This is a genomic window from Staphylococcus kloosii (assembly GCF_032139365.1).
Classification (GTDB): domain Bacteria; phylum Bacillota; class Bacilli; order Staphylococcales; family Staphylococcaceae; genus Staphylococcus; species Staphylococcus kloosii_A.
Genome location: NZ_JAVTDB010000023.1, coordinates 1 through 21,055, shown reverse-complemented (window position 1 = coordinate 21,055; position 21,055 = coordinate 1). Strand labels below are relative to the sequence as shown.

Annotated in this window: 19 protein-coding genes and 1 pseudogene; 9 read left to right on the top strand and 11 right to left on the bottom strand. The window is 34.2% G+C overall.

The window, feature by feature from the left end; all coding sequences use genetic code 11:
- The first annotated feature begins 6 nt into the window (after positions 1 to 6).
- Genes hisG through hisIE form a run of 8 tightly spaced genes read left to right on the top strand, consistent with a single transcriptional unit; the run spans position 7 to position 6,083 of the window.
- Positions 7 to 624 carry an ATP phosphoribosyltransferase gene (hisG, locus tag RPL90_RS02645; protein ID WP_313543247.1) on the top strand — a complete coding sequence of 206 codons (618 nt, stop codon included), beginning with the start codon at positions 7 to 9 and terminating at the stop codon, positions 622 to 624.
- Positions 614 to 1,870 (top strand): histidinol dehydrogenase, encoded by a 1,257-nt coding sequence (gene hisD, locus RPL90_RS02640; RefSeq protein WP_398573847.1) that lies wholly within the window; start codon positions 614 to 616, stop codon positions 1,868 to 1,870. Before hisG ends, hisD begins: the two co-directional genes overlap by 11 nt.
- The gene (locus RPL90_RS02635) at positions 1,870 to 2,874 is read left to right on the top strand and encodes a pyridoxal phosphate-dependent aminotransferase (RefSeq protein WP_313543218.1); all 1,005 of its coding nucleotides are present in this window, start codon (positions 1,870 to 1,872) and stop codon (positions 2,872 to 2,874) included. Before hisD ends, RPL90_RS02635 begins: the two co-directional genes overlap by 1 nt.
- A complete protein-coding gene (hisB, locus tag RPL90_RS02630; RefSeq protein ID WP_313543206.1) occupies positions 2,852 to 3,430 on the top strand; it encodes an imidazoleglycerol-phosphate dehydratase HisB in 579 nt (192 codons plus the stop codon). Before RPL90_RS02635 ends, hisB begins: the two co-directional genes overlap by 23 nt.
- Positions 3,427 to 4,023, top strand: a complete 597-nt coding sequence (hisH, locus tag RPL90_RS02625) for an imidazole glycerol phosphate synthase subunit HisH (RefSeq protein WP_313543193.1) — start codon at positions 3,427 to 3,429, stop codon at positions 4,021 to 4,023. The genes hisB and hisH overlap by 4 nt, the downstream gene beginning before the upstream one ends.
- Positions 3,998 to 4,702, top strand: coding sequence for a 1-(5-phosphoribosyl)-5-((5-phosphoribosylamino)methylideneamino)imidazole-4-carboxamide isomerase (gene hisA, locus RPL90_RS02620; protein WP_313543156.1), 705 nt, complete (start codon positions 3,998 to 4,000; stop codon positions 4,700 to 4,702). The genes hisH and hisA overlap by 26 nt, the downstream gene beginning before the upstream one ends.
- Complete coding sequence (gene hisF, locus RPL90_RS02615; RefSeq protein ID WP_313543142.1) at positions 4,699 to 5,457, top strand: imidazole glycerol phosphate synthase subunit HisF; 759 nt, start codon at positions 4,699 to 4,701, stop codon at positions 5,455 to 5,457. Before hisA ends, hisF begins: the two co-directional genes overlap by 4 nt.
- On the top strand, positions 5,454 to 6,083 hold the full coding sequence (gene hisIE / locus RPL90_RS02610) for a bifunctional phosphoribosyl-AMP cyclohydrolase/phosphoribosyl-ATP diphosphatase HisIE (protein ID WP_313543113.1): 630 nt from the start codon (positions 5,454 to 5,456) through the stop codon (positions 6,081 to 6,083). Before hisF ends, hisIE begins: the two co-directional genes overlap by 4 nt.
- 35 nt (positions 6,084 to 6,118) lie before the next feature.
- On the opposite strand, the gene RPL90_RS02605 is transcribed toward hisIE, so the two are convergent.
- Positions 6,119 to 6,823, bottom strand: coding sequence for an SDR family oxidoreductase (locus RPL90_RS02605; RefSeq protein WP_313543069.1), 705 nt, complete (start codon positions 6,821 to 6,823; stop codon positions 6,119 to 6,121).
- Between the two features lie 153 nt (positions 6,824 to 6,976).
- On the opposite strand from RPL90_RS02605, the gene RPL90_RS02600 reads away from it, so the two are divergent.
- Positions 6,977 to 7,246 carry a DUF1413 domain-containing protein gene (locus RPL90_RS02600; protein WP_313543056.1) on the top strand — a complete coding sequence of 90 codons (270 nt, stop codon included), beginning with the start codon at positions 6,977 to 6,979 and terminating at the stop codon, positions 7,244 to 7,246.
- A 68-nt stretch (positions 7,247 to 7,314) separates the two neighbouring features.
- Here the strand turns inward: RPL90_RS02600 and uidA are convergent, their stop codons facing one another.
- The 10 genes and pseudogenes from uidA to RPL90_RS02550 form a co-directional block, all read right to left on the bottom strand.
- A complete protein-coding gene (gene uidA / locus RPL90_RS02595) occupies positions 7,315 to 9,105 on the bottom strand; it encodes a beta-glucuronidase (protein WP_313543039.1) in 1,791 nt (596 codons plus the stop codon).
- Positions 9,106 to 9,128: 23 nt separating this feature from the next.
- Positions 9,129 to 10,532, bottom strand: a complete 1,404-nt coding sequence (locus RPL90_RS02590; RefSeq protein ID WP_313543025.1) for an MFS transporter — start codon at positions 10,530 to 10,532, stop codon at positions 9,129 to 9,131.
- Between the two features lie 424 nt (positions 10,533 to 10,956).
- Positions 10,957 to 12,180 carry an AraC family transcriptional regulator gene (locus RPL90_RS02585; protein WP_313543012.1) on the bottom strand — a complete coding sequence of 408 codons (1,224 nt, stop codon included), beginning with the start codon at positions 12,178 to 12,180 and terminating at the stop codon, positions 10,957 to 10,959.
- A gap of 453 nt (positions 12,181 to 12,633) precedes the next feature.
- Positions 12,634 to 13,992, bottom strand: a complete 1,359-nt coding sequence (locus tag RPL90_RS02580; protein ID WP_313542996.1) for a gluconate:H+ symporter — start codon at positions 13,990 to 13,992, stop codon at positions 12,634 to 12,636.
- A gap of 141 nt (positions 13,993 to 14,133) precedes the next feature.
- Complete coding sequence (gene gntK / locus RPL90_RS02575) at positions 14,134 to 15,678, bottom strand: gluconokinase (protein WP_313542981.1); 1,545 nt, start codon at positions 15,676 to 15,678, stop codon at positions 14,134 to 14,136.
- A gap of 30 nt (positions 15,679 to 15,708) precedes the next feature.
- Positions 15,709 to 16,389: a GntR family transcriptional regulator gene (locus RPL90_RS02570; protein WP_313542965.1), complete on the bottom strand. Its 681-nt coding sequence runs from the start codon at positions 16,387 to 16,389 to the stop codon at positions 15,709 to 15,711.
- 241 nt (positions 16,390 to 16,630) lie between these two features.
- On the bottom strand, positions 16,631 to 17,338 hold the full coding sequence (locus RPL90_RS02565; protein ID WP_313542951.1) for a GTP pyrophosphokinase: 708 nt from the start codon (positions 17,336 to 17,338) through the stop codon (positions 16,631 to 16,633).
- Between the two features lie 180 nt (positions 17,339 to 17,518).
- Positions 17,519 to 18,122: pseudogene (locus RPL90_RS02560) on the bottom strand (FMN-binding negative transcriptional regulator).
- A 119-nt stretch (positions 18,123 to 18,241) separates the two neighbouring features.
- Positions 18,242 to 18,655 (bottom strand): DUF2188 domain-containing protein, encoded by a 414-nt coding sequence (locus RPL90_RS02555; RefSeq protein ID WP_313542936.1) that lies wholly within the window; start codon positions 18,653 to 18,655, stop codon positions 18,242 to 18,244.
- A gap of 72 nt (positions 18,656 to 18,727) precedes the next feature.
- Positions 18,728 to 20,626, bottom strand: a complete 1,899-nt coding sequence (locus RPL90_RS02550) for an FUSC family protein (RefSeq protein WP_313542924.1) — start codon at positions 20,624 to 20,626, stop codon at positions 18,728 to 18,730.
- Positions 20,627 to 21,055 lie beyond the last annotated feature (429 nt).

Here is a 21,055-nt window from a genome sequence, read left to right as displayed (position 1 = left end):
GACTTTATGTTGACAGTTGCATTAGCCAAGGGCAGACTTTTAAAAAGCTTTATTCAATATTTACACGATAAAAATGAAACTAAAATCGTACAGGCATTAGAAAATAGACAACGCCAATTATTAATATCAGTGGAAGATATTCAATTTATTTTAGTCAAAGGTAGTGATGTCCCAATTTATGTAGAACAAGGCGTGGCAGATGTTGGTATAGTGGGTAGCGATATACTAGATGAAGGCCAATATAACATTAATAATTTATTAGACCTCCCTTTTGGCGATTGTCATTTCGCATTAGCTGCAAAACCAGAAACAACTACATTTAACAAAGTTGCAACATCATATGTACAGACAGCACAAAATTATTTCGAGCAACAAGGTATAGATGTCGATTTAGTAAAGCTGTCTGGTTCTATAGAGTTGGCATGTTTAGTTGAAATGGTAGATGGTATTGTGGATATCGTTCAAACCGGTACAACACTCAAATCAAATGGTTTAGTAGAAAAAGATGAAATATCATCTATTAATGCGAAATTAATCACAAATAAACATTCATATTTTCAAAAATCTAAAGATATAGACCGCTTTATACAAACTTTGGAGGTGTCACTCATTGATTTTAAGTAAAACTTCTTTTCTAAACTCAACAAAAGATACACCTGCATTAAATGAAGACTTATATCCATTAGTAAAAGATATTTGTGATAATGTTAAGCATGCTGGAGATACTGCGATACGTAGCTATAATAAACAATTTGATCAAGTCGATACGCCACAACTAGCGATTTCTGCCGATACTATTAAAGAAGCTTATAGCCGTATAGATAGCGGACTTAAAAATTCATTAATACAAAGTTATGAACGTATTAAAGCGTACCAACAATCTATCAAATGGGAATCAAAGCGAGGCCAAGCAGAGTGTTATGAATTATATCATCCTCTAGATAGCGTAGGTATATATGTGCCAGGTGGCAAAGCAAGTTATCCTTCTACTGTATTAATGACTGCGACGCTAGCTCAAGTAGCCGGCGTGAATACTATCGTAGTCGTTACACCGCCCCAACATCAAGGCGTATCAGATGTCGTGCTTGCTGCTTGTTATATCACAGGCATAACTTCTGTCTATCAAGTTGGAGGTGCCCAAAGTATCGCAGCTTTAACTTATGGTACAGAAACGATTCCAAAGGTAGATAAAATCGTTGGCCCAGGTAATCAATTTGTTGCATATGCGAAAAAATATCTATTTGGAACAGTTGGTATCGACCAAATTGCAGGACCAAGTGAAATTGCCTTGATTATCGATGATACTGCAGATTTAGAAGCAATTACTTATGATGTCTTTGCTCAAGCTGAACATGACGAATTAGCACGCACATTTGTTATTAGCGAAGACTTAACTGTCCTTCAAAAATTAGAACAAAAAATAGCCGAACAGTTATCAACAATAGAACGTCGTGACATTGTACAAGCAAGTATCGATAACAATCATTATCTTATTCATGTCGATCATTTTGACGATGCTTGTGATGTAATGAATCGCATTGCACCAGAACATGCATCTATTCAGACTAAAGATCCTGAAGTTTATTTAAATCATGTGCGTCATGTTGGTGCATTATTCTTAGGTTATTACTCTCCAGAAGTTATTGGGGATTATGTAGCAGGACCTAGTCACGTATTGCCAACAAATCAAAATGCGCGCTTTGCTAACGGCCTATCTGTAAATGACTTTTTAACGAGACATTCTGTTATTAATTTATCTCAACAGACGTTTAACCAAATTCAACAATCTGCGCAAACTATCGCACATACTGAGCAGTTGTTTAATCATGAACAATCAATTAAGGTGCGCATCAATAAAGGAGAATCATAATGATTAGAATTAACAAAAATGAAAGCCCACTTAAACCATTATCGCAAGCATTAATAGCTTCTATCATTAGTGAATCTGCCTTTAACTTTTATCCCGATGCAGAATATGAACGTTTCAAACAAGCATACGCACAATTTTATGGTTTTGAAGCTGAGCAAATTATTGCTGGTAACGGTTCTGACGAACTAATTCAAAAGTTAATGCTTATTATGCCAGAGGGCCCTGCGCTAACTTTGAATCCAGATTTCTTTATGTATCAAGCCTATGCTAAACAAGTTCAGCGCCCTATTCATTTTGTAGAAGCAGAAACAGATTTAACGTTCGATTTGAATAAAATTCTAACTGCGATAGACATACACCAGCCTTCGTTTTTCATCATGAGTAATCCGCATAACCCATCAGGTAAACAATATGACGTTGCATTTTTAACAGCGATTGCTAATAAAATGAAAGACATCGGAGGTTATTTCGTTATTGATGAAGCGTATTTAGATTTTGGCACAGCATATGACTTCACTATGGCAGATCATGTGTTACAAATGCGCACGTTGTCTAAAGCATTTGCTATTGCTGGACTTCGATTAGGTGTATTAATAAGCACACCTAAAACGATAGATAAAATTAAGCAAATTGAACATCCTTATCCACTCAATACAGTAACTTTAAATATCGCTATATATATGTTTGAACATTCGACAACAACAAGACAATTTATTGAACATCAACGTCATTTAGCACAACGCCTTAAAGACATATTCAATGATAATGTCGGAGATGTTATTTATATTTTCCCTTCGGCTACTAATTTTGTTTTAACTAAAGGGGCTTTAGCACATTCTTTAGGTCAATATATCGCCGGTAAAGGTTTTCAACCTAGAATTTATGATGAACCAGAAATGAGTGAGTATGTTAGATATTCTATCGCTACTGACGAACAATTAGATGAATTAACTCAAATTGTTCAAGATTGGAGGAAACAATATGAAATTTCAAAAAACGCGTAATACAGCTGAGACAAAGCTCGACATATCATTAGCAGATGATGGAGTTAAAAGCGACATTAATACAGGCGTAGGATTTTTAGATCATATGTTAACACTATTTTCTTTCCATAGTCAGTTAACGTTAACGATACATGCTAATGGTGATATAGAGGTAGATGATCATCACGTAACCGAAGATATAGGCATTGTGTTAGGCCAATTACTACTAGAAATGGTTAAAGAAAAACAATCGTTTAGTAGATATGCGACAAGTTACATTCCGATGGATGAAACATTGGCGCGAACAGTTCTGGATATTAGTGGTAGACCCTATTTGTCATTCAATTGTGAACTTAGTAAAGAAAAAGTAGGTACTTTTGATACAGAATTAACTGAAGAGTTTTTCCGAGCGCTAGTGATTAATGCACGTTTAACTGCACATATTGATTTAATAAGAGGGGGTAATACACACCACGAAATCGAAGCCATATTTAAATCGTTTGCTAGAGCCTTAAAAGATGCTTTAGCAGAAAATGATGTACAAGGCGTGCCTTCCTCAAAAGGAGTGATTGAATGATTGCAATCATTGATTACGGCTTAGGAAACATTAAAAATATTAAACGTGCAGTTGAACATTTAGGTTATGAAGCTCAATTAACAGACGATGAAACGATTATAGAACAAGCAGATTCCATTATTTTACCAGGCGTAGGACACTTTAAAGATGCGATGCGTGCAATAAATCAACGTCAATTATTGCCAATTTTAAAAAATATTAAGGACAAACCCATGTTAGGTATTTGTTTGGGTATGCAATTGTTATTCGAACATAGCGCTGAAGGCAATGTTGATGGTTTACAATTAATACCTGGTCAAATTATCCCCATCCAGTCGCCCTATCCCGTACCGCACTTAGGTTGGAATAATTTAATTAGTGACCATAAACAACTCGAACATGATGTCTATTTTGTTCATTCTTATCAAGCTGAAATGTCGGAGAACGTCATAGCTTACGCTGACTATGGCACTAAAATTCCTGGCATCGTGCAATATGATAATTATATCGGCATCCAATTTCACCCTGAAAAAAGTGGCGAATATGGTTTAGCTATTTTAAATCAAGCTTTACAAGGAGGATTTTTAAATGATCAAGCTCTGGCCAGCAATTGATTTAATAAATGCAACAAGCGTGAGGCTTACAGAAGGGAAATATGATTCTGAGGAGAAAATGGCACGTAGCGCTGAAGAGAGTATTACTCATTATAGTAAATTTGACTGTGTTGATCGTATCCACATTGTTGACTTAATTGGTGCTAAACAACAAACTTCAGTTGAACAAGATTATATTAAAACTTTGCGTGAACTCACAACGAAACCAATTGAAGTTGGTGGCGGTATACGTACGGTAGAGACAATAAAAGCATACTTTGACCAAGGTATTGATTATTGCATAGTTGGTACGAAAGCTATTCAAGATTTAGATTGGTTAGCACAAGTGGCGCAACAATTTCCAAATCGCATTTATTTATCGGTAGATGCCTATGAGCAAGCGATTAAAATTAACGGTTGGGAACAAGATGCACAGTTAGATTTATTTGACCTTGTAGAGACAATAAATCACTTACCTTTAGGTGGATTAATCTATACAGATATTGCTAAAGATGGTCGCTTAGCAGGTCCTAATTTTGAAATCACTGGCAAATTAGTACAACAAACTGACATTCCTATCGTTGCTTCAGGTGGCATTCGAAACCAAGAGGATATTAAAAAATTGGATGCATTAAATGTTTATGCAGCAATCGTTGGTAAAGCTGCACATAACCCACAATTTTGGGAGGAATTATCTTGATTAAAAAAAGAATTATCCCCTGTCTAGATGTAAAAGACGGTAGAGTCGTTAAAGGCATTCAATTTAAAGGCTTAAGAGACATCGGCAATCCAGTAGATTACGCGCTCTACTATAATGAACAAGGCGCAGACGAATTAGTCTTTTTAGATATTTCAAAGACTGAAGCTGGTCATGATTTAGTTTTAGATGTAATTGAAGAGACTGCAGAAAAATTATTTATCCCTTTAACTGTAGGTGGTGGCATCTCTACGCTAGATGATATTTCACAATTATTAAATCATGGTGCTGATAAAGTATCACTAAATTCTAGCGCGTTAAAAAACCCTCAATTTATTAAAGAGGCTAGCGATAAATTTGGTAGACAATGTATTTGTATTGCTATAGATAGTAACTACGACTCAACGTTAGACGATTACTTTTGTTATACACATGGTGGAAAAACAAGAACAGACAAACGTGTTTATGATTGGGTTGAAGAAGTTGAAGCATTAGGTGCAGGCGAATTACTCATCACAAGCATGACACATGATGGTATGAAACAAGGGTTTGATGTCACACATTTACACGAAATAGAACATCGTGTAAATATTCCAGTCATCGCCTCCGGTGGTGGTGGTCAACCTAGTCATTTCGTTGATTTATTTAACCAAACTGATGTCTCCGCTGGTTTAGCTGCAAGCATACTACATGATAAAGAAACGACTGTTAATGAAATTAAATCATTTATGTCTGAAGGAGGTATTCCTGTAAGATGACACAACAACCTGATTTTAGCAAGGGACTTTTACCTGCTATTTTGCAAGACGTGACGACCAAGCAAGTATTAATGCTCGGCTATATGAACGAAGCAGCATATCAACAAACACTTAAAGACAATGTCGTATGTTTTTATTCACGTTCAAAACAACGTCTATGGACTAAAGGTGAAACTTCTGGCCACACACAAGAAGTAAAAAATATTTATTTAGATTGCGACCAAGATACGATTCTTATTGAAGTGATACCTAATGGCCCAACATGCCATACTGGCAGCCAAAGTTGTTTTAATACTGATATTCCATTCAGCGTGCAAGATTTAGGACAAACTATTACGACTAGTGCCGAATCTAACAAAGAAAATTCATATACTAAATATTTATTAGCAGAAGGCATTGAGAAAATCACTAAAAAGTTTGGTGAAGAAGCATTTGAAGTTGTTATCGGTGCAATGAAAAATGATCGTGAAGAAGTAACAAATGAAACTGCAGATTTACTGTACCACTTATTTGTTTTACTACACAATTTAAATATAAACTTTGCAGAAGTAGAAAGCGTCTTAGCAGAGCGTCATAAGCAAGCGAACAATTTTAAAGGTGAACGTTCTGATATTAATAATTGGTAACGATAAAAAAACGTTGAGTATGCACTCAACGTTTTTTATACTGGCCGTACAGTAACTTCATTTACATTTACATGTGCGGGTTGTTGTAAAGCATATATTGCCGCTTCAGCAATATCTTTAGGCTCTAATTTTTTACGTCCGCCCCAATCTGTACTTGCTGTCATAGAAGTTTCTACCATACCTGGTGAAATGCTTGTAGCTCTAACGCCTGTCTTAGCTAGTTCTTTTTCTAATCCTTGTGTTAACGTATGCACAGCAGTTTTTGTCATACTGTATAACGTACTTTGTTTAGTTACTTCAAAACCTGAAATAGATGCAATATTAATAATGTGCCCTGAAGATTGTGCTAAAAACTTAGGCAATACAGCATTTATGCCATATAACATTCCTTTTACATTAACGTCTAACATTGTATCCCAAGCGTCGACATCGCCATCTGTAACTGCAGATGACAACATTTGGCCAGCACTATTAACTAAAACATCAATTTTACCAAATTGATCTTGGGCAAAATCCACTAAATTATTGACCTCTTCATTTTTAGTAACATCAACGACAAATGTACTTACTTGTATTTGTGTTTCTTCTTGAATGCTTGATGCTACCTCTTTTAGACGTTGTTCATTACGTCCGCCTAATACGACATTCATCTGTTGCTGTGCAAATGCTTGAGCAATGCCAGCACCAATGCCACTGCTAGCACCAGTAATCACAGCTACTTTACCGTTTAAATTCATCATTTTACCTCCCTATTATGCTTTACTAATTTAACACTACCACATATCCACTATTGCAATCATTAATGAAGCACCATGAACAATACCACTACTTGTAAATCTCTCAATTTAGTAATAAAGTAAGAATTAAGGATATTAAAATAGGGGGGGAATCTTATGAACTTTGAAGATAGAATTGCCCAACTTCGTGAACAAAAAGGTCGTACTTCATTTGAGTTTCATTTTAATGCATTATTTACTGAGCAAGAATGGATTGAATTACCGTTAGCACAACGTAAATCGCTCGAACGCGCATTCCGTTTATTTGTGAATAAACATAATCACATCCGCATACCTTTTGCTTCTGAAGACCATATACGCATGCGCATGTACAATTCTTTATATGAATATAATGAAGTTAAACACAATTTTAAAGCCTACGTATAAATGCAGAAAACGTCAATTTCTATTGATATAGAAATTGACGTTTATTTTATCTTTTGCGCAAATACATATTAACTTTTATAACCGAAATCCGGAATATTTTCCCAACGTTTTTTGAAGTAGTGCGCAACTGCCTTAGGTCGACGTTCACGAGTAAAAATACCCTTTCTATTACCTTGGACACGGATTAAACCATTACTTGTTTCGAAATCTGCAAAGTTCCATGTATGTTCACCGATAAACTGAGGATATTTATCTACAACTTCATGGTTTGCTTCATAATAGCGTACTTGATATTCTTCTGTGAATAAAATATCGTCCGTAGCATGGAGTCCAACAACTGTATCTGCACCATATTCAGTGAACATAATGGGTTTGTTAGGTTGTTTACGTCCCCATTCATCCAATTCATTTGCTAGGGCTGTCTTAGCGGCATCTAAGTCTGCTGTTTGTGTATACCAACCATAATAACGATTGAGACAAAGTACATCTACTAAATCTTGCACTAGACAATTATCTGGTTGAGCCGTTAACAATGTGACGATAGTTACTGGTCTCTTTTGTGGATCACACGCACGCGCTAAATTAACAAGTGGCTCGAAGTAAGCTTTAGCACCTTCTTCCATTGATGCTGGTTCATTAGCAACTGACCACATCACGACACAAGCGTAATTTTTATCTCTAGCTATTAATTCTTTTATAACACTTTCATGTGCTTCTTGCGTACCAATTTCTTTAAACGTATTACGTGTACTCACACCTTCTAACACGGCGTTAAAGTTTAAGTGTACACCTACTGCTGTTGTTTCATCTATAACGACAAGACCTTGCTCATCAGCTAAACGCATCATTTCTTCTGAGTAAGGATAATGTGATGTTCTAAATGAATTACCACCAATCCATTTAATTAAGTTGAAGTCCATCACATTTGCTACTTCATTCATACCTCGTCCATTATAATAAGTATCTTCATGTTTACCGAACCCTTTGAAGTAAAACGGTTCGTTATTTATTAAAAATTGTCCATCTTTGACTTCAACTGAACGTATACCAAATCTTTCAGTGTATTGATCCACAACTTCACCATTATTAATTAAGCTTACTTCTAAATTATAAAGATAAGCGTTTAATGGTTGCCATAAATGTGGAGATTGAACTTCGATTGTGCCTTCAGCACCAATTGTTTCTGCAACGACGTTTTGTTCTGCGTCTAAAAGCCTTACTTGTACATCGCTTTGTGTATTCGTTGCTACCTTGTAATTCACGTTAGCATATGAAGGAAATACTTCAGGTACGACTGTAATATCTTCAATATGCGTTTGCGGTGTGGTATAGATTTTAACCGGCCGATGTAATCCAGCATAATTAAAAAAGTCAAAGTTTGGCTCGTTTTTTCTTATCGTGTCTCCATTTTTATCAATTGATTCAGAATAAAAACCAACAGGTAATGTCGTTTCGTCTAAGATATTGTTTACACACACAGTTAAACGGTGCGTACCATGTGAAAATTGGTCAGCTAATACTACTTCAAATGGTAAAAAACCGCCTTTATGAGAAGTAACTTCAACACTATCTATGTATACAGTAGCTTGATGTGTCGCTGAACCAAAACGTAAAACGACACGTTCATCTTTCAATACTTTAGGAATTGTAAATTCACGTTCATACCATACATTACCTACATGATTACGAATTTCTTTAGTAACGCCTTGTTCGTTGTAAGAACCTGGTACAGCCATCACTTTATTGGTCACTAACGGCTTCGTTACATCGATAACATCACCTACATTTTCTAATTTAAAACTCCAAAGCCCATTTAAATCGATTATGCTTCTATGTTCATTTGTAATTGGATATAACACAATAAATCTCCTCTCATTTTTAATTAAATTTCTTCACGTAAAGCTAATTCTTTAACAATTTGATTATGTCGTTTGTCTGTTAAAGGATAAAATATTAAGAATATTACCATACCAATAAGCGTAGCTATTCCAGGAACTGCAAAGAAGATAAATTTCATTCCAAATATTGTAGATGCCGTTTGTTGTACATTGGGTTGATATCCTACTAATGTTAAAGCGGAACCTGAAATCAAACCAGCCAATGCTTGCGTAATCTTTCTTGTGAAACTATAACTAGAATAAATAATACCTTCTGAGCGAATACCTGTTTTCCACTGTTGATATTCCACTACGTCCGCAATAAAGGCCCAACACACAGTAGTAGGTATAACCAAACTCATATTAGATAATGTATTTACTACCAAGAATGATCTTAAGTCACCACCAAATACTACAAAGTTTAAAAATTCAAAAACAAAGAATGCAGTTACGCCAATAATTGCCGTCATTTTCTTACCGAATTTTTTACTTAATAACGTTGTTAAAATTAAAGCTGGTATCAATACAATAAAGTTTAATGTACTCACAATACTTACCAGATTTGGTGAATCAAGTACGTATTGGAAGTAATACAACTGCACTTGTTGTTTTAAAAATTGTGCCGTAATAGTGAGCAATGTATAGATAACTAAAATAATAAAAGGTAAATTTTTAAATAATTCTTTAAACGCTTTGCGGCCCATATTTTTTGTTTTAGGTTGTTCGATAACGTGACGTTCTTGTGTACCTTTATAACAAATCATATGGAAAACAACGCCGGCAATACCAAGTAGTCCAACAGCAAATGGATATCCCACTGCATGGTTTGGAAACACATTAACCATAGGAATAACTACAATACCAGCGATAAACAACGCGCCTTGCGACCCTAAGTTACGAAATACAGATAATTGCGTACGATCATCAGCGTTTAATGTCATCGTCGCCGATAATGAACCATAAGGAATGTTCACGACTGAATAGGCAAAATTAAACAATATATATGTCGTAAATGCCCACACTACTTTACCTGTATAACTTAAATCTGGTGAAATAAAAGTTAATACCGTAAATAAGGCTAGTGGTATTGAACCGTATAGTATGAACGGTCTAAACTTACCTTTACTTCCAATGTTTTTCCTATTATCAACATATGCGCCAACACCTGTGTCGAAAAAGGCATCAAATATTTTAGAAAGGAAGAAGACTAACCCACCATAAACACTTGAAATCCCCAAAATATCTGTAAAAAATTTAAGTAAGTATATTTGACCCATATCAAACATCATGCCATTGCCTAGATCACCAAAACCGTAAGAAAGTTTTTCTCTAAATTTTAATTTAGGTGACTGGATTTCTTTAAATGTACGTAACCTTCTATTTTCAGATTTTAACTTTGCGACGACCATAATTTCACCCCTTGTCAACTTAAAAACAACACCCTTAAAGTTTAAATCTTTTTGAAAACGCTTTCTTTGTTACTCAAAAAATTTTATAGTCGTGTTGTTTTATTTTCCTTCTCCCTTTACATACCATTATATTTTGAAAAAGTGGGCAGTCAATCACAAAATAACAACGTTGTTATTTTGTGATTTAACTTTGTATATTATTAAATCAGATTGAACTATCATTAAATCGCTTAATGTATAGTGTTTTTCAGAATTAATAATTATTGCACGGTAGTTAATTCTATTTTTGACTTTCACAATATTTCAACATCGAAACGTCTAAATATCTAAAGTTTTAGATGTTATTTTATTATTTTATTTACTAAAATAATAATTTCTTTACATATTTGCTAATTTAGTATGTTCACGGCCAAAAAAGCACGACTTATACCAACTTTTGAAATTTTTTGCGGTATTGAATGGGTGTCATATCGAAATGTTGTTTGAATTTTTTACTAAAATAACTCAGTTGTTTAAAACCTATTTGCTCTGAAATTGTTTGCACAGTTAATGACGTTCTCATTAACAACTCACTTGCCTTTACTATACGCATTTCTGTTATATAATGCGCTAATGACATACCAACCTCTTGATTAAACACACGTGATAAATATGCCGGAGCTAGATTGACATAAGTAGCTAACTGACTTAAATTCAGTTCATTCATTAAGTTCAATTCGATATACTGCACTACTTTATTAATTTTAGGACTATATAATGTTGATTTAATTTTTAAAGCCGCTTCAGTATAATCTATAATCATTGATTGCGTTACGTCATACATATTTTCATAACTCATCGTGCTATCGATTATAGCAGCATATTTGGAAGACAGTGCATCAATCGTTACTAATGCCACCCCTGCTCGTTCTATTGCTTTTCGACATAATACATTAATTACAAACGACTTATATTTAGCGTTTTGCACTTCATCTTGTAGTCGTTTTAAACCCACTACTTTTGTGTACATGGTACTTAGTAACTCTACCGCTTCGTTAATGTCACCATTTTCTACGGCAATTAATAGACTATTTTCAATGTCATAGCGTGCTTTAATATCCATGTTAACGTATTGAGTTTGCAATTCTTTCGTCGCATAATTGTCTTGCTCTAGGTGAAAATGAAAATCTATAGATGCTACATCATAAATGTAATTTCTGCCTTTGATAAATTTAATTGCTAACCTACACATCTTTTTCACTTTACTATGACTGCATATCGGTATTTTCATAAAGTATTGCTTTAAGACATTAATTTTACTCATATTAACATTATTATGATTTAGTAATGCTCTACACTTTTGTTCATTCGGTCTCTGTTCTAAATATGGACCTAAAACAAACAATTCTTGCGTTTTATTGTACTTAAAAATTAAGTAGTTAACCCCAAACTGGTTACAATAATGATAAATCTTTTCGCTTGACATATTGCTTAAAAAGTCGCTCAACATAGTATTGAACTTTTTACTTTTAGTATTAGTGAACGGTGAAATTAATAATTGTGTAATTCGAGATAAATTTGAAATTGGTATGCCCTCTAGGTTTATCCCTATTAACTCTTGTGCGTGTGCTTTCAGTAAATCTAATTGTCTATATCTAATGTAAATCACCTTCTTTAAATCAATTATAACTAAAATGATTCATACTGTGCCATTATAAATAAAGGGTCTAGGACATAAAGTTCTTGGACAAGTGAAAAAAGGCAATTTCTATTGAAATACTATAGAAATCACCTTTTTTATAATTCTTTTTAAAAGTAATTTGGCGACACTTGAAGGAACAGGACAAGCTGAAGACTATAGGCTGAAGCTGTCCCCTAAGAAAGCGAGCCAACAATACGAAGTTTTGCAAATAAAGAAGCCAGTAAATGAATTCATAAAAACCCATTTACTGGCTATTCTCTAGGCATTATGTCCTAGACTTCTGTATTACGCGTAACATAATACACTATTTATAAGACTAATAGATGTGCACATATATGTAATAAGTGCCCTTCTATTTTACAATTATATTCTATATTTTAGCAATAAAATACATTTCTTTTATTATAGTATCGCTTTTGCCTAAACGAATAAACTTAGGAATAAAATGAAGATGATACCTGATACAGAAATAACTGTCTCTAATAAAGACCAAGTTAAAAATGTTTCTTTTACAGTTAAACCAAAATATTCTTTAAACATCCAAAATCCTGCATCATTAACATGTGACAAGATAACGCTTCCGGCACCAATAGCTAATACGACTAGCGCTATATTAACGTCTGAATGTTGAAGCAATGGTAAGACGATTCCTGTCGTAGAGATAGCTGCCACTGTAGCTGAACCTAAAGCAATACGCAATACTGACGCTACAATCCATGCTAATAATATGGGTGACATTTCTGTACCTTGGAATAAGTGCGCAATTGTATCACCTACACCACCATCAATAAGTACTTCTTTAAATGTACCACCACCCCCAATGATTAAGATCATCATACCGATTGGGTAGATAGCATTGGATACTGAATCCATAATTTCTGAATTTTTTCGCCCTTGTTTAACGCCCATTGAAAACATTGCAAAGATAACGGCAACTAGCATTGCAGTACCTGCTGTTCCTATAAAGTAAATAAAGCCTTCAAAGCCATTTGTAGCCTTTTCGTGTCCTGTTATTAACTGTACTATCGTCGAAATTAACATTAAAATCACTGGTAACACAGCTGTAATTAAACTCATTAAGAAACTAGGCATTTCACTATCTTTAAATTCTCGTTGTGCACCTAAAGCTGAGATATCCCCTTCTCTTGTATATGCAGTAGGTGTAAGTTTGTGTGCGATTTTATTGAAGATTGGTCCTGCGATAATCGTTACTGGTATAGCAATAATAATACCGTATAACAATACATGTCCTAAGTTTGCATGCAATTCTTTAGCGATAACTACTGGACCTGGATGTGGTGGTAAGAAACCATGTGTTACAGAAAGTGCTGTCACCATCGGTAAACCAAGTTTTAATTGGGAAACATTAGCGCGTTTGGCAATCGTAAACACTAATGGTATTAAAAGTACCAATCCAACTTCGAAGAATAATGCGATACCTACAATGAATGCCGCAACTAGCATTGCCCATTGCACATGTTTTTGTCCGAATTTGTTGATTAATGTATCTGCGATTCTAGTTGCACCGCCACCATCTGCTAGTAATTTACCTAAAATTGCGCCCAAACCAAAAATTAGGGCGATGTGACCGAGTGTGCTTCCCATTCCTTTTTCCACTGTATCAAGTATTTTATCTAGTGGCATACCTAATAATATTGCTGTAACTATTGATGTGATAATTAAAGAAATGAATGTATTTAGTTTCAGAAAGATAATAAGTACAAGTAAAAATACAATACCTATTACCACTGTAATAAGTGGCCATATAGTTTCAAACATAAGTTAATCCCCTCTCGATGAACGATTTATTTTTTCTATAATTGTTAACGCTTTCTTTCACTCCCAAAAAAATTTGATTCTAATTAAATGAGCATAGCGAGGTGACACTGTTATTGTGTCACCTATGCTCTATAAACAATTCTACTCTGTCGTCATGTTTTGACGTTGGAAATCTGCAATCTCAGCATATCGTTCTTCTAAAGAACGGCTTAAATTAATAAATATTGAGACCAATTGCTGATAAGTTTGTACTTGCTCTTTATCAGGTTCATGTTCATTAGTCGTACCGACCATGTCTTCAATAATTGAGAAATCTTCTATTTCGCCAAGTGCTTTCATTCCTAATACACAAGCGCCTAAGCAAGAACTTTCGTAACTTTCAGGTACACTTAAGTGTGTATCAAAGATGTCCGCCATCATTTGACGCCAAATCTTACTTTTAGCAAAACCACCTGTCGCTTTAATCGTGCTTGGTGTTTCGTTCATCACTTCAATCAACGCCAAGTAAACTGTGTAAAGGTTATATAATACGCCTTCTAATGCTGCACGTATCATATGTTCTTTTTTATGTGATAACGTTAATCCGAAAAATGAACCGCGGGCGTCTGCGTTCCAAAGCGGTGCACGCTCACCTGCTAAATAAGGATGGAATATAAGACCTTCCGCGCCTGGTTTCACTCTACTTGCAATTTGTGTCAATACATCATAAGTATCAACACCTAAGCGTTTAGCCGTTTCGACTTCACTTGCTAATATTTCATCTCGCAACCATCGTAAGATAACGCCACCATTATTAACTGGGCCACCGATAACATAATGATCTTCTGTTAAAACGTAACAGAAAATACGTCCTTTGTAATCAGTGCGTGGTTTATCTATCACGGTACGAATAGCACCTGAAGTACCAATAGTCACTGCGACTTCACCTTTTTTAAACGCATTAACGCCTAAATTGGATAACACGCCGTCACTTGCACCTACTACAAATGGTGTGTCTTCATTCAGTCCCATTAACGTTGCATAACGTTTTTTCATTCCAGTTAAAATGTGCGTTGTTGGAACAACTTCAGGTAATTGGCTTTCATCAATGCCGAGTAATTGTAATGCTTCGGCATCCCATTGCAATGATTTTAAATTCAACATGCCAGTTGCAGAAGCCATTGACTGATCGATTACATATTGCTCAAATAATTGATAAAAAATATACGTTTTAATATCTACAAACTTAGCTGTATTATTATATGTTTGTTGTTGTTCATGCTTCATCCAAAATATTTTAGCTAACGGAGACATTGGATGAATAGGTGTACCCGTTCTTTGATAAATATCAACACCATTATGTTGGTTATTTATTTTTTCAGCATACTTACTTGCTCTATTATCCGCCCAAGTTAAGTTTTCTGTTAAGCGTTGATGATTACTATCCATCGCGATTAAACTATGCATTTGTGCACTAAACGAAACCAATTTTATATCATCTTTGTTAATTCCTGATTCTCTAATAATATATTTGATTGTCATTAACACAGCATCGAATAATTCATCGGGGTTTTCTTCAGATACATCTACATTCGGTGTATTGAGTGGGTAACCAATATTATGCTTTAAGATGAAGTTACCTTGCTCATCGTATAATACGGACTTAGTACTTGTTGTACCAATGTCGACACCAATCATATATTTCATTTTGTCATCTCCTAAATTACTTACACTTTTCTATTTCAACCAAAAACTTTCAATATCTTCGCCGACATCATCAAAGTTTAAATGGAATGCATGTCTTAACTTCGTTGAATCTTGCGTAGCAATCGCATCAATAAACGTCTGGTGATTATAATGAATACGCTCAAAATCTTCTTTATCGCTGTGCATTCTATGGCGCATAGACAATAATATGAGTGACTCCATTACCGGTCTTAAATTATTCCAATAACTTTTTAAATATTGATGTTTGGAAGCTAAAATTGCTACTTCATGGAATTTAATATCATGCTCTGTAAACGACTCAGCATCTTCAAATTGGACCGCAACTTTCATCATTTCTAACCGTTTACTTAATTGTTTAACGACTTGCTCAAGTTGTTGTTCTTTTAATCTTGAAAATGCAAAAGACTCTAACATTATACGTAAATCATATAACTCTTTCTTCTCTTTTTCTTCAAATGGTAAGACCTCTGCTCCCATACGTTCCAAATGAATTAATTGATCTTGTTTCAATAATTTAAAAGCGTCACGTACAGGCGAACGGCTAACGTTATACGTTTTAGCTACTTGATTTTCTGTTAACAAAGTATCTGGTTCAATCGTTCCTTTAACAATTTGCAAACGAATTTCAGCTGCTATCATCTCACCTTTCGATGCGCCTTCTAGCCATTGTTCTGGATATTCAAATTCCAAAAGTACTCACCTCACAAACACCTAATATACTTGTATACAAGTATATTAGTACAAATTAGTAAAAATTGCAAACGCTTCCAGTTATATAAAATTTTTATTTTTAAATTTTATTATCCAACGCCACAAAATCATTTCGCCTTATTCTCTTATTTATTCAGCACACTAAGACATTACAGCACAAAAAAGCTATCTCGTTTTCGCTGTTAACGAAAACAAGATAGCGCATGTGGTCACCCCACTTTTATTTATATGAATGTTGATCAAAAACTTCGGAATGTATATCTTGCATTGTATGTTCTACATCGGTAATTTGTGTCGCACATTGCTTTAATAAACTACGATATTTTTCAGTGTTAGCTTCATTTTTATATCTAATCTGGTGTTCTAGACTCGCCCACATATCCATGCCGATAGTTCGTATTTGAATTTCTACTGGAACATATTCTACAAATTCTGCGAGAAACACAGGTATGGTTACTACTAAATGTAAACTGCGGTAACCATTACTCTTTGGATATTCAATGTAATCTTTACGTTTTAACAATTCAATATCGCCTTGTTTTAATAACATTTTTTCTATCGCATAAATATCTTCAATATAATTACAAATTACGCGTATTCCTGCAATGTCTAGTAAATTTTCTCGTGCCGAAGTTGCTGATATTTCATACCCCTTACGTTGTAATTTTGAAATGACACTACTTAATTGTTTTACGCGTCGTTCCATATGATGTATTGGATTATGTTTATAAATATGTTGGAAATTATCATCTAATATATCTAATTTCGTACTAATCTCTTTGAGTGCCGAACTGTAGACTTGGTCCAAACTTACAAAATCTACGAGTGTCGAAAAAGCTTCGTCCGAATCGTTAAAATTGTTAAAACTATGCTTAAAATCTTCTCTTAATTCTTCTAAATATAGTGAAGGCTTGCGTTCAACATACATCCTTCATTCCCCCTGGTTTTATCTTTGTTAAGTTAAGTATACTTTATTTGAAGTGATTTTTTAAGTAATACACTTGTATTTTGTATTTGTACAATGATAATTATACGCTAAATTTCCTTTATGCCAACAAAAAAGTACGAATCTTTTCTGATTCGCACTGCACTTATCTTTGATATGATTTTAATGTTTCTCTATTTCATCAGCTAAAATATGTTCCATACGGTTATCACTGTTATTTAACTGTGATGTTATATTACGTTTTTCTAGTTCACTACGTGTTTGGCTTAGTTTATAAGCCGCTTCAATATGTGTAACTTTTATTGTGAAACCTACTATACCTTTAATCTGTTTTTTTGTTTGGTCCGCTAAATTGTCCCAAGTTGCACCATTTTCTCGCTGTTGTTCATATTGCTTTAATAGTTTCGTTAAATGTACAGCCAATTGTTCTTCATTAAGCCACTGTCCTTCTCCGTATGTATGGATACTTTCATAATCCCACGTTGGAACGTCTTCTTGTTCATACCAAGTTGAAGAAACATAGGCATGAGGACCATGAAAAATAATTAATATATTGTCATTATTATTTATCGTCTGCCATTGTTTATTACCTTTAGCAAAATGGCCTGAAATATAAAACATTACTGTGTTCTTCTATATTTACTGGTAAATGCGTTGCAATTGGCTTTTCCCCATCAGTAGTAATTATAGTGACAAAATTATTGTTTTGCATAAACTGTTTAATTTCCTCATAATCATGCAATTGATAATGTTTTGGTATATACATGATACACGCCCCCTTTAATTACTTATATCTTACTTACCCAGTCGTAGAAATATTATAACTATATATGCTAAAAGACAGAGGCTTTGGACATGATCTTGTCTCCAAACTCTGTCTTTAAATTATTCATCTTTTTTATGTTTTATAATTTCTACATCTCTATTATCTGCGATATTTCGTGCTCTTTTCATCGCATCTTCTTTTTTATCAAAACGATCTGACGCTTGTTTGGCTCCGTCTGTTTTCACTTTCCAACTATCATCTTCGAAGTATACATGCACGTCACGTTCGTTAAGTTTTGGATTGGCTTCACTATCTTTTTGATGTTGCGTAATTTTTTTATTTTTTAGTTCGTCTAATTCTTGTTGGGAGGCATTTTCATACCAAGATTCGGCTTGTTGCGTCGCAATTGGAATAGTATCATTTTCACTATAGCCATCTTTGAGCATCGCATTGCCAATATCAATCGCTTTTTTACGTTCTAATTGATCAAAGTTCTTCCAACTTTGCGGATAGTCTTCCATAGTCCAAGGCATGTTATCATCAACCTTTCTTTTTCTAATGCTTTACCACTTACTGACTATCTGAAACGTTCTACCAATTTTATGTTACGCATTGTTTGTATGCGTACAATTATGTTGAATATTCATTAAGGCCTCTTTAATGTATACGTATTGCGGTAACGTCGATAACTCTTTCACAACAAGATAATTGTTATGGTCAAAATGTTTTGCAATATTTTCAAACGCGACTAAATATTCTCCCATTTGCGCATCATCTATATGAAGTCGCTTATTGTTATTTAAAGCGCGTGTCAGCATAAAACTAATTTCTTCTAAAGCGTAAATCGTCGGATAATAATTTTGAATTGCAATTTTATGATTAAATATTTCACCATTCGCACTGTCATATACGCGTGACATATTATTTAATTTAACGCTTAACAATAACATTTCTTTTTTACCCTCTTCTTTCGTACCATAACTATTAGTTGAGAAAAGGTAATGGAATATTTTGGCTTCAGCTCTTACTACTTCACCTATAGAGTTAGGCAACATAGATGAAGCAGTCTTTCTGCCCAAAATTACTAATCCTATCGCACCGATAATAACACCGACCATAACATCTGTAATACGTGGTAAGGCTATCGACAGTGTTAAGTGTTGAGATGCTAACCCGTTTAACAATAACACTTGAATCGTAATAAATATAACTGCGAAAGAATAGTTCGCACCGACAAACATTTCTGTAATACCAGCAGTCAACGCAAGTAATGCTATCGCTACAGGCACTGATGGATTACTTATTAATATTAAAGATAATGCGACAACACCTAATACGGTACCGATACCCCTTGCACCTGCTCTTTCGAGACTATGCATCGTGTGTCTTCCCACTAAAACGGTGTGTGCCGATAATGGAATCCAATACGCTTTGTCAAAGTGGAACATTAAGGCTACAAAAATAGAAATTCCCATTATAACAATATATCTTAAAGTGTTTTTAAAGATAATAGAATCTAAAGTTAAATTTTGATACATATGCTGACCATAAATAGGTATTCTTATATCAATTTCATGAACTATTTTTTCATCATTGGCATGCATAATTTCATCGACTCTAAAAATATAGTCAATTAAGTTTTGATACACGTGATTCACGGTTATTTCTTTTCGCCATAATGCATTATTTTGACCTTTATTTGTGACCATATCGCTAATATATGTTACCATTTCTACAATTTCAGTTGGCAACGGTCTATTATTGCTAGCATTTAATTCTAACAATTCAGCATACATACCTTGTGCCAAATTATGTAAGATTAATAGCTTTTGAAATTTAATCGATTTCTTACCCTTAGGTAGACTCGCTGCGATAAATTGATTATCTGCATTTTTAAACATATTAACCGCTTTTCTAGAAGTTGTAGCAAATGCTTGTGCATCATTAAATTGTTCAATCAATTGTTTAATAATTAAATATTCATTTTTAACTGCTTTAAATTCTGCAGATTCTTTTGAAATTAAAATATTCACAATAACGACTAAAGTGGCTAGTAAACCACCAGCAAACATCGTCCCCCCTCTAGTCAGTGCTTCTTCAGGTGCTACCGGTAAATTAATAGGTAAACTGAAAGCCACAATAAAGAATGTAGACGACGGACCCGGAATGTTTAATGCGCTAAATATAAAATATGGAACTACAGTTACGATAAGTAGTACCATACCAAACATTAGTGGCTGCGTAACTGTCAAGGATCCTAACACCATCGCTATAGACAATCCAATGGTTGAATATAACACGATGCGTAATTTAGAACGTGCTGATCCTCCAAAAACATAGATATGAGCTAATGTACCTGTAGCCATTAACAAACCAATTTGTAATTGACCCGTAAGATAACCGATTATAAGTGGTATAAACATTAATATGGCTTGTCTCGTCCCTTTTAATGGATCGATTTTTATTTTATCGAATTTGATTAATGATTTTAAGTAATTAATCACCGTTTGTTCATCTCCTAATTATTTTTTCTATATTATAAATAACAATTTGTGGCATATACTATGTACGCTTTACTGTATAATTATTAAAAAAGTTTTATTGAGTGGATTTAACGCTATCGAAAGTGCTTTACAACTCACAGCGTTTTAAAGAAGCATGTACACAGGCAAGTAATTTTATGTCTTTTATAAATTTAATTATCAAATTGCGTCCTACTCAAATCAAAAAACACATAACAAAACACAACCTAAAGCGAACGACAATAAGAAAACAACCTGACAGTGTAAAATACACTGTGAGGCTGCTTATTATTTATTTAATATGTTAATTTAATAAAGTTTTATCGGTAGTGAATCTGTAATTCTTTGCTACCATAAAATTTAATTTTTGACTAAACTTATTTTTCGTCATCAAAAGTTTATTTACAATCT